9 protein-coding genes are annotated in these 14,954 nt (G+C 56.8%); 3 read left to right on the top strand and 6 right to left on the bottom strand.

Features of this window, described 5'->3' with window-relative positions; genetic code table 11:
• Positions 1 to 27: 27 nt before the first annotated feature.
• From uca to mrdA, 3 genes are all read left to right on the top strand, one after another.
• Complete coding sequence (gene uca / locus Q1L34_RS13635; RefSeq protein WP_327204100.1) at positions 28 to 3,633, top strand: urea carboxylase; 3,606 nt, start codon at positions 28 to 30, stop codon at positions 3,631 to 3,633.
• A complete protein-coding gene (atzF, locus tag Q1L34_RS13630) occupies positions 3,630 to 5,429 on the top strand; it encodes an allophanate hydrolase (RefSeq protein ID WP_327204099.1) in 1,800 nt (599 codons plus the stop codon). Before uca ends, atzF begins: the two co-directional genes overlap by 4 nt.
• 222 nt (positions 5,430 to 5,651) lie before the next feature.
• On the top strand, positions 5,652 to 7,574 hold the full coding sequence (gene mrdA / locus Q1L34_RS13625; protein ID WP_004861842.1) for a penicillin-binding protein 2: 1,923 nt from the start codon (positions 5,652 to 5,654) through the stop codon (positions 7,572 to 7,574).
• A gap of 146 nt (positions 7,575 to 7,720) precedes the next feature.
• Here the strand turns inward: mrdA and Q1L34_RS13620 are convergent, their stop codons facing one another.
• The 6 genes from Q1L34_RS13620 to Q1L34_RS13595 form a co-directional block, all read right to left on the bottom strand.
• Positions 7,721 to 9,100, bottom strand: coding sequence for a sugar porter family MFS transporter (locus tag Q1L34_RS13620; RefSeq protein WP_004861845.1), 1,380 nt, complete (start codon positions 9,098 to 9,100; stop codon positions 7,721 to 7,723).
• A gap of 1 nt (position 9,101) precedes the next feature.
• Positions 9,102 to 9,608 (bottom strand): D-ribose pyranase, encoded by a 507-nt coding sequence (gene rbsD, locus Q1L34_RS13615; RefSeq protein WP_004861848.1) that lies wholly within the window; start codon positions 9,606 to 9,608, stop codon positions 9,102 to 9,104.
• A 79-nt stretch (positions 9,609 to 9,687) separates the two neighbouring features.
• Positions 9,688 to 11,070 (bottom strand): sugar porter family MFS transporter, encoded by a 1,383-nt coding sequence (locus Q1L34_RS13610; protein ID WP_327204098.1) that lies wholly within the window; start codon positions 11,068 to 11,070, stop codon positions 9,688 to 9,690.
• A gap of 14 nt (positions 11,071 to 11,084) precedes the next feature.
• On the bottom strand, positions 11,085 to 12,050 hold the full coding sequence (locus Q1L34_RS13605) for a 1-phosphofructokinase family hexose kinase (protein WP_327204097.1): 966 nt from the start codon (positions 12,048 to 12,050) through the stop codon (positions 11,085 to 11,087).
• Positions 12,047 to 13,390: an FGGY family carbohydrate kinase gene (locus tag Q1L34_RS13600; protein ID WP_015584351.1), complete on the bottom strand. Its 1,344-nt coding sequence runs from the start codon at positions 13,388 to 13,390 to the stop codon at positions 12,047 to 12,049. The genes Q1L34_RS13605 and Q1L34_RS13600 overlap by 4 nt, the downstream gene beginning before the upstream one ends.
• Before the next feature lie 24 nt (positions 13,391 to 13,414).
• Positions 13,415 to 14,812 (bottom strand): FAD-binding oxidoreductase, encoded by a 1,398-nt coding sequence (locus Q1L34_RS13595; RefSeq protein ID WP_004861858.1) that lies wholly within the window; start codon positions 14,810 to 14,812, stop codon positions 13,415 to 13,417.
• Positions 14,813 to 14,954: the final 142 nt, after the last annotated feature.

The raw sequence follows: 14,954 nt of genomic DNA, 5'->3' as shown, positions 1-14,954 counted from the left end.
CGACCCGCCACGACGCGAGTCCCTTGTATGTTCAAAACCTTACTGATTGCTAACCGCGGCGCCATTGCCTGTCGAATTTTACGCACCCTGCGCGCGATGCAGGTGAAGGGCGTAGCGGTCTATTCCGACGCGGATCTCAGCAGCCTGCATATCCGTGAAGCCGATGAGGCGATCGGCCTTGGCGACGGCCCGGCGGCGCAAACCTACCTGATGACGGAAAAAATCATCGCCGCCGCTGTAAAAAGCGGGGCCGAAGCGATTCATCCCGGCTACGGTTTCCTGTCGGAAAACGCCGCCTTCGCCGAGGCATGTGAAGCTGCCGGGCTGGCGTTTGTTGGCCCGACGCCCGCTCAGCTCCGCACGTTTGGCCTGAAACACACCGCCCGGGCGCTGGCCAAAGCGCAGGGCGTGCCGCTGCTGGAGGGGACCGGTCTGCTGGCCGATAGCGTTGAAGCGTGCCGGGCGGCGGACGCCATCGGTTATCCGGTGATGTTAAAAAGCACCGCCGGGGGCGGTGGTATCGGGATGCGCGTCTGTCGCGACGCCCGCGAGCTGACGGACGCTTTTGAGACCGTACAGCGGCTGGGGCAGAACAACTTTAGCGATGCGGGCGTGTTTCTCGAAAAATACATTGAACGCGCGCGCCATCTGGAAGTGCAGATATTCGGCGACGGGCAGGGCGAGGTCATCGCCCTCGGGGTGCGCGACTGCTCGATACAGCGGCGCAATCAAAAAGTGATCGAAGAGACTCCGGCGCCCAATTTACCCACCGCAACGGCGGAGGCCCTCTGTGCGGCGGCGGTCGCGCTGGGCAAAGCGGTCAGCTATCGTAGCGCCGGGACGGTCGAATTTGTCTATGACAGCGCGGCGCAACGCTTCTATTTTCTCGAGGTGAATACCCGGCTCCAGGTGGAACATGGCGTCACCGAGCAGGTGTGGGGCGTCGACCTGGTGCGCTGGATGGTGGCGCTGGCGGCCGGAGATTTACCGCCGCTCACTGCGCTGCTGGCCGATCTGACTCCACGGGGGCACGCTATCCAGGCGCGTATTTATGCGGAGGATCCGGGCCGGCAGTTTCAGCCATCGCCGGGTCTGCTGACCGAGGTGCTCTTTCCACCGGCGGACGGCGAAACGCTTCGCATCGACCGTTGGGTAGAAGCCGGCTGCGACGTGCCGCCATTTTTTGATCCGATGCTGGCCAAAACGATCGCCTGGCGGCCAACCCGCGCAGAGGCTATCGCTGAACTGGCCCGGGCGCTGGCGAACACCCGCCTGTATGGCGTGGAAACTAACCGCATCTATCTCCAGCAGATTCTGGGCTTTGAACCCTTTACCCAGGGTGAACCCTGGACCCGTTGCCTGGAACAGCTGAACTATCGGGCCGCCACCGTCGAGGTGCTCAGCGCCGGGACGCAGACCAGCGTCCAGGATTTTCCCGGACGGCTGGGCTACTGGGCGGTGGGCGTCCCGCCGTCGGGGCCGATGGACGATCGGGCGCTGCGTCTCGGCAACCGGCTGCTGGATAACCCGCCGGGAGCAGCGGCGCTGGAAATCACCCTGAACGGGCCAACGCTGAAGTTTCATTGCGCAGCCCTGGCGGTGGTGAGCGGCGCCGGCGTCCCGGTCACCCTTGACGGTATCGCGCAAGAGATGAACCGCGTATTGCCGATCCCGGCCGGGGCGACGCTGAAAATCGGCGCCGTCGAAGGGGCGGGGGTCAGAAGCTACCTCTGCCTGCGCGGCGGCATCCAGGTGCCGGATTATCTGGGCAGCAAAAGTACCTTTACTCTTGGACAGTTTGGCGGCCATGGCGGGCGGGCGCTGCGCAGCGGGGATGTTCTGCATCTGGCGCCAGACGGCAAGGGAGAAACTGGCGCCGCGCTGCCTGTTGCGCTGGTGCCGCCGCTGGCAACGGTGCGTACCCTGCGGGTGATTTACGGTCCGCACGGTGCGCCGGAATTTTTTGCCGCAGATTACATCGACACCTTTTTTGCCACCGACTGGGAGGTGCATTTTAACTCCAGCCGTACCGGCGTGCGGCTGATTGGCCCTAAACCGCTGTGGGCCCGCGACAGCGGCGGCGACGCGGGGCTGCATCCGTCGAATATTCACGATAACCCTTATGCCGTCGGCGCGGTTGATTTTACCGGCGATATGCCGGTTATTCTTGGCCCCGACGGCCCGAGCCTCGGCGGTTTCGTCTGCCCGGTGACGGTGATTGAAGCCGATCTCTGGCAGCTGGGGCAGTTGAAAGCCGGCGACAAGGTGCGTTTTGTCGCCGTGGATCTGTCCACGGCCCGTCGACTGGCGGCTGGCTACCGGGAGGAGCTGGCGACGCTGGAGGCAATGCCCGTGGCGTGGCAACCCGCGCGGTTAACTTCCCCCGTGGTGATGAGCTGCGGAGAGGCGGATAAGCGTCTGGTGGCCCGTCTTTCCGGCGATACCCATCTGCTGCTGGAAGCGGGAGAGGCGGAGCTCGATCTGGTGCTGCGCTTTCGCATTCATGCTCTGATGCAGGCGCTGGAAAGCGGCTCCCGCGCGGGGGTGATTGACCTGACGCCAGGTATTCGCTCTCTGCAAATTCATTTCCAGCCGGAAACCCTGACGCTTGACGCGCTGTTGAGCTGGGTGAGCGTGGCGTGGGCGGCGGTGTGCGTCAGCGACGATCTGCAGGTGCCGACCCGGGTGGTACATCTGCCGCTGTCGTGGGACGACCCGGCCTGTCGCACCGCTATCGATAAATATATGACGACCGTACGGCGCGACGCGCCATGGTGCCCGAGTAACCTCGAATTTATCCGCCGGATTAACGACTTACCGGACGAACAGGCGGTATGGCAGACGGTGTTCGACGCCAGCTATCTGGTGATGGGGCTGGGCGATGTCTATCTTGGCGCGCCGGTGGCGACGCCGCTCGATCCGCGTCATCGTCTGGTGACCACCAAGTACAACCCGGCGCGTACCTGGACGGCGGAAAACTCGGTGGGGATCGGCGGGGCCTATCTGTGCGTCTACGGTATGGAAGGACCCGGGGGCTACCAGTTTGTTGGCCGAACGCTGCAGATGTGGAATCGCTATCACGAGGTCGCCGACTTCGCCGGTAAACCCTGGCTGCTGCGCGTCTTCGACCAGCTGCGTTTCTACCCGGTTTCTGCCGAGGAACTGCAACAGATCCGCCGCGATTTTCCGCTTGGCCGCTATCCGCTGCGCATTGAGCACAGCACTCTGCGGCTGGCGGAGTACCAGCAGTTTCTGCAGCAGGAAGCGGTAAGTATCGACGCTTTTCGCCAGCATCAACAGCGCGCCTTCAATGATGAACGCGAACGCTGGATAGCCAGCGGCCAGGCGCATTTCGATAGCCAGGAAGTCCCGGCTGACGCGGGTGTCGAGGCGCCGCTGCAGCGCGGACAGCAGGGCGTGGAGAGCCCGATCTCCGGCAATCTGTGGCAGGTGCAGGCCGCCGCGGGGAGTCATGTGCGCGCCGGCGACGTTCTGGTGGTGCTGGAGTCAATGAAAATGGAGATCCCGCTGTTGGCGCCGTGCGACGGCATGGTGCAACAGATGAATGTTCAGCCGGGGGCGTCGGTACGCGCCGGGCAACGTGTGGCGGTGATCCTGGAGGAGAACGTATGAGTCAGCCAACCTTTGATTTACGTCTTGCGACCCTGGCAGAGGCGTATCGCCGCGGCGAATTGACGCCGCGCGCGCTGCTGGCCGATCTCCGCCAGAAGGCGCAGACGCTGAATCCGGAGTATCAGTTGTTCATTCATATACTGACGGCGGAAGAGCAGGAACCCTGGCTGGCGGCGCTGGATACGGTTGCGCCGGAGACGCTACCGCTGTACGGCGTGCCGTTTGCCATCAAAGATAATATCGATCTTGCGGGAATTGCCACCACCGCCGCCTGTCCGGCCTTCGCCCGCACCGCGACTGAGGATGCCACTATCGTGGCCCAGCTGATTGCCCTCGGCGCTATCCCGGTCGGCAAAACCAATCTCGACCAGTTTGCCACCGGCCTGAACGGAACGCGTTCGCCCTACGGCCGCTGCCGAAACGCGTATCATGCGGACTATCCCTCCGGTGGATCCAGCGCCGGTTCCGCGCTGGCTGTCGCGCTCGGAGTGGCCAGCTTCGCCCTCGGAACGGACACCGCCGGCAGCGGGCGGGTCCCGGCTTCGCTCAATAACCTGGTGGGACTGAAGGCCAGCAAGGGACTTATCTCTACCGCCGGGGTGGTGCCGGCCTGCCGGACCCTCGATTGTACGACATTCTTTACCGCCACCGCCGACGAGGCCAGCCGGCTGCTGGCCCTGACCGCACGGCTGGATCCGCGAGATGCCTACAGTCGCCGCAACCCGCAGTGGAACAGCCATCAGGCGTTTGGCGCCCCGACGCCGGGATTTCGCTTCGGCGTGCCGCAGACGCTGAATTTCCTTGGCTGTGCGCAGAGCGAGTCACAGTTTATGCAGGCGAAAGCACGGCTGATAGCCCTTGGTGGCGTGCCGGTCAACCTCGATATGACGCCGTTTCTTGCCGCCGCGCGCCTGCTGTACGACGGCCCGTGGGTCGCAGAACGTTATGCGGTGGTGGAACCATTGATTACGCAGCAGCCTGAGGCGGTGCTGCCGGTGATTCGCGAGGTGCTGGCGAAAGCGCCGGATACCGATGCCGTGGCCACATTCCGCGCAATGTACCAGCTGCAAGCGTACAAGGCGCAGTGTGACGCGTTGCTGGAGACGCTGGACTGCGTGCTGACGCCGACCTGTCCGCGCCCGGTGACGCTGGCTGAACTGGAGGCCGAGCCGGTGCAGCGAAATGCCAATCTTGGCTACTACACCAACTTTATGAACCTGCTGGATTATGCGGCGGTGAATGTGCCGGTCGGTTTTCTGGCAAACGGATTGCCCTCCGGCGTCACCCTGTTTGGCCGGGCTTTCACCGACCAGTACCTTCTCGGTGTGGCCGACGCGTTCCAGCGCGTACAGCCACTGCCGCTGGTCGGCGGGAATCTGCTGGCCGCATCGTTGCCTGCCGCCACCGGGAGCCACGATCGTATGCCGCTGGTGGTCTGTGGCGCCCATCTTGATGGCCTGGCGCTGAACGGGCAGCTGCGGGAGCGGGGCGGGCGTCTGCTGACGGCCATACAGAGCGCTCCGCGCTATCGGCTGTATGCCCTGGCCGATGGACGTCGTCCGGGGATGGTGCGTGATGAAAACGACGGCGCGGCCATCGCCGTGGAGGTCTGGGAGCTGCCCTCGTCGGAGCTGGGCTCGCTGCTGGCGGCCATTCCCGCACCGCTGGGGCTGGGCAAGGTCGAACTGTCCGACGGACGCTGGCTGAGCGGTTTTATCTGCGAAGGATACGGTCTGCAGGGGGCTACCGACATTACCGGCTACGGAGGCTGGCGGGCCTGGCTGACCCGCGGCTGACCCCGGGGCCTCTGCCTTAACCGGGCAGAGGCCTTTTTGTGACAATGTCACACTCATTTCATCCCCCGGGGTTGTGCTGGCGCCTGCCGGGTATCTAACATGCTGAAACATTTCTGCTAAATCATTAGCAACCTTTCTGTAGGGCTGACGCGTCGATAACGCTATTCTGCTGCGCTTTTTCTTTTTTTCGCCTTTTATGCAAACTCAAGTGAATTGCCGCTAATGACCCTATTGAGAGATGAAATTCGCGATCACTCAGCGGAAGAGATGCTGTTTATTCGTCGTGCCGCGATCGCGTTTCTACTGGTGGTGGTCTGCTTTGGCGTGCTGATTTTTAACCTCTACCGTTTACAGGTTAAGCAGCACGATTTCTATCAGACCCGATCGAATCAGAATGACATAAAAATGCTGCCTATCGCGCCAAGCCGTGGGCTTATTTTCGATCGCAACGGTATCCCGCTGGTACAGAACATCACCCTCTACCGCCTGCAGGTGATCCCGAGCAAAATTCCCGATATGACCGCATTGCTGAACGCATTGACACCGATCGTGGATTTGAGCCCCGATGATATCGCCAGTTTCCGCGACGATATGCACCACAACAGTCGCTACAAGCAGGTGACCCTGAAGTCGGCCCTGAGCGATGTTGAAGTGGCGCGATTTGCGGTCAACGAGTTCCGTTTTCCGGGCGTCACGGTGGAGAGCTACCAGCAGCGTGACTACCCCTACGGCGCCCAGCTGGCGCACGTGGTCGGCTATGTATCGAAAATCAACGACAGCGACCTGCAACGCCTGGACAAAAACGGCGAGGCGGAAAACTATGCTGCGGACCATAATATCGGCAAGCAGGGCATCGAAGGCTATTACGAAAAAGAGCTCCACGGCATGACCGGTTATCAGGAGGTGGAAGTCGATAACCATGGTCGCGTGGTGCGCCTGCTCAAAGAGGTGCCGCCGGTAGCCGGGAAGAATATCTACCTGACGCTGGATCTGCATTTACAGCAGTATATTGAAGGGGTACTGAAGGGGCAGCGCGCGGCGGTGGTGGTGGTTGATCCACGCGACGGCGGCGTGCTGGCGATGGTCTCCAGTCCCAGCTATGACCCAAATCCCTTCGTGAAGGGGATTGGCTATAAGGCGTACCGTTCTCTGCTCGATAACCCGGACCGCCCGCTGATTAACCGCGTGACCCAGGGGCTCTATCCGCCGGCATCGACGGTAAAACCCTATATGGCGCTGTCGGCACTTTCCGCTGGCGTGATTACGCCCACCACCACCTTTTTCGGCGCGCCGACCTGGACACTGCCCGGCACCCAGCGCCGCTACCGCGACTGGCTGAAAACCGGTCACGGGATGTTGAATGTCACCAAGGCGATTGAGGAGTCGGCGGATACTTTCTTCTATCAGGTGGCCTTCGAAATGGGCATTGACCGCATTCACAGCTGGCTGAGCAAGTTTGGCTACGGGCAGTTAACGGGGATTGATTTGAATGAAGAGTATGCCGGGGTGTTGCCGAGCCGCGAGTGGAAGCAGAAGGTGCATAAAAAACCGTGGTATCAGGGGGACACCATTTCGGTCGGCATCGGCCAGGGCTACTGGATCGCCACGCCAGTCCAGATGGTGAAGGCGCTGACGACGCTGCTCAACAACGGCAAGGTAAAAAATCCCCATCTGCTCTATTCCATGAAGCGCGGCAATAAGGTTGAACGCTATCAGCCGCCGGATAATACGCCGCAGGTGGGCGACCCGAAATCGCCGTACTGGGGCATCGTGCGCAACGGGATGTACGGCATGGCTAACTTGCCTAATGGCACCGGTTATAAACTGTTTCATACCGCGCCGTACCAGATTGCCGCGAAATCCGGTACCTCGCAGGTCTTCAGCCTGAAAGAGAATCAGACCTACAATGCGAAGATGATCCCGGTCAGACTCCGCGATCATATTTTCTATACCTTGTTTGCTCCGTATCAGCATCCAAAGGTGGCGATGGCGCTGATTCTGGAAAACGGCGGCGGCGAGGGTGTTGTCGCCGGGCCAACGGCGCGCGCTATCCTTGACCACATCTTTGATCCGGCCAACGCGCCTGATGTCGCACAGGGGGCTGAAGCCAGCGTTCCGCAGATAGACAGCGCCGACGCGCAGTAGAACAGGAGAGTATCGCCCGGTGTTGTGCTGGCCGGGCGAGGTTACAGCGGTAAATCGCCGTCAACATGATGTGGTCTGCCGAGGCCGGTGAGGGTACTTGCAGAACGTCAGCCAGAGGCGAGGCTGGCTGACGTTTTAGTGGGGATTCAGGCTTCACTCATTTCTGCACTGATTTGCTCAAGTGATTTGTTTTTTGTTTCAACAACGAAAAACAGGTTAAGTAAAAACCATAACAGGCAACATGCCCCGTACAGTAAGAAAGGGAAGCTGCCGTTAAAGATGTTGTTGAGGATCAGGCTGTTTGTGAGCATAGGAAATGTCTGTGAAACGATAAAACTCCCCGTCCAGATGAGTAGCGTGGCCCACGACATCAATTTATCACGGATCATATTTGGTGCCATTTCCGGGATGATAATCCATAAAATGGGGCCGATAGTCCCACCAAAAAAGAGGATGTAAACTATCATAATAACCAGCATAAGCACGCTGGTGACGCCCATCCAGATTAATATTCCGAGAAGCGTAATGGCAACAAAACAGACAAATGATCCGATTATTAGTAGTTTTCTCCTTCCGTATTTCTCGACGTTATACACCGCCCACACCGCCGCCGCAAAAAAAGCGATACCAATAATAATTTGCTGATAATAAGCCGTTTGTTCATTGGCAATTCCGATGTTCTCGAATAATACATTGCCATAATATAGCACGGCATTTATTCCGCACAGATTGGCCAGTAACGCCATGGCCATGATAGTGAAGGAGACTTTGCGGTATTTTTTAGACAACATCTTTTCATTATTATGCGTTACATTTTGCGGATTAAACGATTTTTTTATCTCCGCAATAGCCGTCTGGCTATCATATTGTTGCCCGTGAATGAACTTAAGAATGACTTCCGCTTCCTCCTCACGATGTTTATTAATCAACCAGCGAGGAGATTCCGGCAAAAAGAATGCTAAACCCATGAACACACAGCCAGGAACCGACATGGCACCGAGCATATAGCGCCAGGAGTACTGCGTCGCCCACTCGGCATCAGGCGTCCAGCCGGCAACCAGGGCATTAACCAGATAGACGGAAAGGATCCCGAAGGCGATCATCATCTGATAAAAACCGAGTGTTTTCCCCCGCACCTGGCTGGCCGAAATTTCACCAATATACACGGGGGCAGTAGCTGAGCCCAGTCCGACACCGATCCCACCGGCAATTCTGCAGAGAATAAACATGGTAAAGTTATAGGGGAATGCAGTACCAATTCCGGCAAGAAAAACCAACCCTCCGGTAATAATCAGCGCCTTTTTTCTTCCCAACCGGTTGGTGATAAATTGACCGCTGAAAGCGCCGATCATAAACCCAAGGACAACAGAAGATACGGCCCATCCCATCCCTATATCATCAAGGGAGAAAAAATTCCTTAAATGTAATATCGCACCGGCAATCACCGCGGAGTCAAATCCATAGAGTAAACCGGCCAGTGAGGCAATAAGGGATAACTTATAGCTCGTGGTATATACTGTTTTCATTTTATTCACCGGTTTTCTTTATGACGGGTACGGCCCCATTTTTGATTTTTGCCGATCTTTCTATATATTCAGGAATGATTTGCATTGAATCGTCAAACCACGCATCAGGGTCGGTACTCGCCACCAGAGCAAAGTTGCCCCATGGCATTAAGGATCCTGAACGAATAATGACTCTGGCGCTGCCATAGACTTCAGCAACTAATTGCGCGTGAGGAATTAAAGTGAAATCAGCGCCTGAACCGGTAAATATTTCAGTGACACGCTGCAGGAGTTTCGGGTTTTTTTGCGGTACTTCATCGGCAAAAATTACATTCTCAATAAAAATCTCCTGTCGCAGGACCGATAAAATATCAAGTAAATCAATCATCCCGGCATAAAAAGCGAGATCGATTCGCTGGCTATGTGACGGGATTGGCGCACCTGCGTCGGTAACTAATACAATATCACCATGACCTAAACTGGCCAGCGCTTCGGCGATCTGCGGATGTAGAATTTTACCAGGTCTCATAATATTCTCCGGTTATAGTTATTTAGGCGTACAGAATCAGGTAATGTATTTTTCTATTTATCCAGACGGTGCCTGGTGATTATTTTCGATGTAATTCGGTTTCAATTTCCTCCAGCGTTTTCCCTTTGGTTTCCGGCACCTTCGTCAGGACAAAAAATAAAGCGATGATGGATATACCGGAAAAGATAAAGAAGGTATTTGCCGCGCTAATATTTTCCACCAGAACCGGGAAGTATCGTGAAACCAGGAAGTTTCCTCCCCATAATGCGAAGGTTGCTATTGATACGGCGATGCCACGGACGTGAATCGGGAAAATTTCAGCGATAATGACATAGGCTACCGTGCCGTAAGATACGGCAAAAATAGCCACATAGGCCAGAATGCAAATCAGCAAAAGCGTGGTTTGTGTTTCACTGGCGCGAAACAGAAGTCCGATACAGCCAAGAGCAATGGCCATTCCCGCCGAGCCGAAAATGAGCAACGAGCGGCGGCCAACCTTATCGATTATCCACATTGAAACCAGCGTTGAAATAACCAATACCAGTCCGATAAGTACGGTAAACGACATCGCGCCGCTGACATCAACTCCCGCGGTTTTAAATATTTCCGGGGCGTAATAAAAAATCGCGTTGATGCCTGTTATCTGCTGAAAGAGTGCAACGCAAAAGCCAACCACCAGCGCTTTACGTAAGCGCGGGGTGAAGAGTTCACGCAATCGCGAAGGAGAGTCGCTTAATAAGGCGGACTTAATTGCAGCGAGCTGCTCGCGGGTTGTTGTTTCATCGGGATTTATTTTGCGCAGTATAGTCAGACCCTGCGCATCTCGTCCTTTGCGTATCAACCAACGTGGGCTTTCCGGCACCCAGATCAGTAGCAACAGGAAAACAATTGCCGGTGCGATACCGGTGGCGAAAATAATTCGCCAGCCATGTTCAACATTCCATGCTTCACTGGCGTGACTGGCAATCACTGCGGCAATTGAAAAAATGGCCAGATTACCCACGCAGTTGAAAAGCTGATTAAGTGAGACCAGACGCCCGCGAATATGGGCTGGGGAGACCTCCGCAATATAGAGCGGGGCAATTGTCGTTTCCACGCCGATACCGACGCCCACCAGAATACGGAACCAGACCAACATTTCCGCCGTTGTCGCCATGGCTTCACCCAGAACGCCAAAAATAAAAATCAGCGCCGTTAACAACAGCACCTTTTTTCGCCCTACGGCGTCGGAAAGTGGTCCCGCCAGCGCAACGCCCACAATACATCCAATAATGATGGATGAGGTGACCCAACCAATACCATCGGCATCCAGTGCGAATCTGTTTTGCAAAAAACCAACGGAACCCGAAATGCTACCGTTATCAAAGCCAAACAGAAACCCGCCGACGGCGGTGATGATTGAAATCAACAGGACGTTGCGCATCCAGACATTTTTTGCCGTGACATGTGCATGACTAACCATAGTACCCTCCGTGATTAAGTCGGTGAGCGGGGCGGTGTTGGAATAGTGCGTACCGCGCAGCGCCGTTGTAGTGTTGAAAGCGGGAGTTCGGCAGCGAGGCCTGCCGTCGAGCTGGCGGCATTTGCTGCGCCACAGGCCGCTGCCAGCTTCAGATGTTCCACCCACCCAGCCTGTGGCCTGGAAAGTAGGCTGGCGATCAGTCCTGCGCAGTATGCGTCCCCGGAACCGACCGGGCTGGCTGTCATTACGGAGGGGGCTGTTAGTTCGAAATGGCCATCCGGCGTAAGGGCTAATGTCGGGCGCGGGCCATCGGTGATAATCACGCAACGCACCCCTTGTACCAACCATGTCTTAGGGAGAGGCAGCGACGACTCCGCATTAGCGTGGCGCAGTTCGTCGCGATTGATTTTGATAATATCCGGAAGTGCATTTGCAGAGTGCAGCAGCGCTGCGCCGTGCGTATCGAGTAGCGTAAGCACACCGCAGGCACGTGCCTGCGCTATCCAGTATCCGTACTCGTCAGGAGGCAGATTTTTTGCCAGTGAGCCGGTACAAATTAACGCATCCGCATGGGGTAATTCCTGCGCCAGCAGGGCATGGAGACGCTGATGTTCCTCCTGGCTGATGGGCGGACCGCCGGCGTTATATACGCTGGCTTTCTCTGGCGAGTCCGTTTCCGTAATGACCTCGCAGATGCGGGTGCTGCCGGCGATATCACACCAGCATCCGGCCAGCGCTTCTTGTTGCAAAAGCTCATGGCACAGGCGTCCGGTGGCGCCGCCGAGAAACCCCAGTAACAGCGGCACCGGCGCATCCGGTAAATATGTCGTCAGCTGTTTAAGTACCCGCGCGACATTGACGCCTTTACCGCCGGCCAGCGTTTTGTCATCCAGCAAACGATGAACGTCGCCAGGGCGCTGTTTATCAACCAGTAGCAAACGTTCGATCGCCGTATTCAGTGAAGCGATGATGACTTTCATAGCTGGTCCTCCCTGTGGGTCGCGATAAACCAGCTTTCACGGGCAATCATGGCGGCCCCCATCGCGACGGGTTCGGTTAATGTGCTGGCGAAGAGCGGCATTTTCCAGCGGCGTTTCCGGTGTTCAATCATCTCCGAACGCTGGAATAAAGATCCCATAAGTACGGCGTCCTGGGGGCGTATCGCCCCCATTTCACACATCTGGGTAAGCAGCTGGTAGGCGCGATCGGCGATGTGGTTGAGTGTGGCCTGAACTAATCCGGCGGGGCGAATACCGGCATTCAGGTGGTGTAGTGAAAAAAGGCCTTGAGCTTCGCTCTCATCCACCGACACCGACACCCCACGGGTGTCTGCATCAGTCAATAGATCGTTGAAAAGGTGGTCATAATCCCCCTGATAAAGCAGTTCAGCGAGTGTCTGGATTATTTTCCCGGAAGGGGTCGCGCAACCCATCACAAACTCGCCGGCTTTCCAGGTCCGTTCGATATCGACGCCAAGTTGCCAGGCAGCAGATGTATCAGGAAAATGAGGGGTTAACACCATCAGGTATTCTGATGTGCCTATCGAATCGAAAACGTGGGTCGGCTGACTGTGTTGCACGGCCAGCGCACCGACGATTTGATCATGCCCGCCAATGAATACGCAGGCGCCCGGATACAGCTCAACACCCGGCAGCATCTGCGCATGGATTTCGCCACAGCACTCGCCGGTATCTGCCGGCGTCGGGAATAATGTTGGCGAAAGTCGCAGCTGTTGCAGCGTAGGTTCGTGCGGCTGCATGCTTTTGAGATCGATGCACTGCGAATGGGTCAGCTGCGAGGAGGGTGCGCGCCATTCTCCCGTTAACCGCCACATGATGAAAGTGCCGAAATCAACCCAGCGATCGATGTGATTCCAGAGTTCTTCATGATGCTGCCGTATCCAGCTCAGCCGTTCCGGACTTTGGTTTGGTCGTGAACGCATACCGGAGATGGCATAGTGCTCCTCGCTGTCCAGCCAGCTTTGCGTCTCGTTATCCAGCGCGGCGGCAGGGTAGTTTTCCCACCAGGCAAGAGAAGGGTAGACAATGTCCCCGCGGAGGTTCACGGCCACGGACTCTTCTTGTCCAAAGGTTCCAATAGAAATTGCGGCCAGCGGTCCGTGAGCCCGGGCCGCTGTACGGGCATAATCTGTTAGCTGGATCACCAGCATTTGCCATACGTCTTGCGCATCGTGGAAGGTCAACCCGTCACGTTGCAGGATGGGAGTGCGGCACTTTTTCACGGGTAAAAGTACACCGTCCTCGCTCAGACCGATGATCTTGATATGTGTCGTGCCAATATCTATACCGAGAAACCACATGGTGAATCCCCCTCACTGTGCCGTTTATAATCCCAGCTTACCTGGATTCAGCGTTCCGTTAGGATCGAGTGCCTGCTTGACGCGGCGCAATAATAAATGTGCGGAACCGAGAGATTCGCGGGCATAAGGTGAACGAACTAATCCGCCGCCGTGGTGATGCGACAGTTCGGCGTGATGTTCCAGACAAACGCGCATAGTTTCCCGCCAGATGGTGCGCAATTTTTCTACCGCTTCGCGGTCGCTGCTCTCCCGCCCAAGGAGAATCATGTACATCGAGGTCCCCTGAGGATAAACGTGCGAAAAATGCGACAGCACTTCGTCCGCGAGCGGGGTAAGCATCTCGTGCAGAGCGTGATACAGACCGGAGATACCGTCCCAGGTATGCGCAATTTCGATGGTCTCGGCAAATCCCCCATGGCTATCAAGTAGTTTCTCCACGGTTGAAAAATCAAATCGGCGCTCCATCCATTTCAGCACGCCTTCTGAGCCGATGGATTTTCCGCCGTGGCGATGAACAATGGCCATAAAAGCATCCATTTCAGCGTGCGCGACGGCATCCACGCCCTGGGTGCCGAGGAACATCACCGGTTTATCCTGCAGTGGGTTTTGCATTGCATGACGAGCTTCATTGGTATCATACAGGCGCAGCAGGAACGGCCGCAGACCCGCCATGGCCTGCTCACGCATGATCTCGAGACCAGCGTCGATAGAAGGGAGTTCCAGCGAATCGTACAGGCGCGTCTGGGGCAGGGGGAATATTTTGAGCTGCACCGAGGTGACGATCCCAAGCGTACCTTCGGCGCCAATAAACAGCTGGCGGAGATCCGGGCCCATTGCTGCGCGCGGAGAAGCCTTAAGCCGCAGCTTTTCACCCGTAGCAAGAATGACCGTATAGGCGGTAACTAACTCTTCAATACCACCGTAGTAAGATGAAAACTGCCCGGTTGCCAGCGTGGACAGCCAGCCTCCGACGGTGGACTGATACAGTGATTGTGGCGAGTGACCCAGCGTCCAGCCCATCTGCTGGAGCTCATCTTCCAGCTGACCTCCGTTATAGCCGGCAGAAACTTCGACGGTGAGGTTCGTGATGTTGATTTCGCGGTGCTGCGTCATACCGGTTACATCCAATACGATGCCGCCGCGCGTCGGGAGAGGCTGGCCGGTTACTGAGGATGCCAGCGCCCTGGGGGTGACCGGCGTATCATTTGCCGTCGCCAGCGCCAGTACCTGTTGAATCTGTTTTTCGTCGGTGACTTTTACCACTACATCAGCCTGATAATCATGGCATCCTAAGCGTCTGAGCTTTGTGGACAGAGGCCAGGTATCGTGGCTGGATGCCTGCAGCGTTTCACGATCGCTGAGTACCTGTGACTCAGGGAGGATGCTTTTCAGGTCGGTGATGAGATGGGAAACGTCGGACATACTAACTCCTGTTTTTTCAGTTTAAAGGATTTTCCTGGCGCGATGAGACGGGGTAAAACGCACAGGGCATATTTCATTGACAGCACGTTAGTGGCTAATATACGATCAATTTGCAGAAAGCTGCAAATTGCATTTTAATATT

Origin of the sequence: Klebsiella ornithinolytica, from assembly GCF_030505655.1 — a bacterium.
Lineage (GTDB): Bacteria > Pseudomonadota > Gammaproteobacteria > Enterobacterales > Enterobacteriaceae > Klebsiella > Klebsiella ornithinolytica.
The sequence above is the reverse complement of the archived record's forward strand: the minus strand, read 5'-3'. Positions and strand labels throughout refer to the sequence as shown.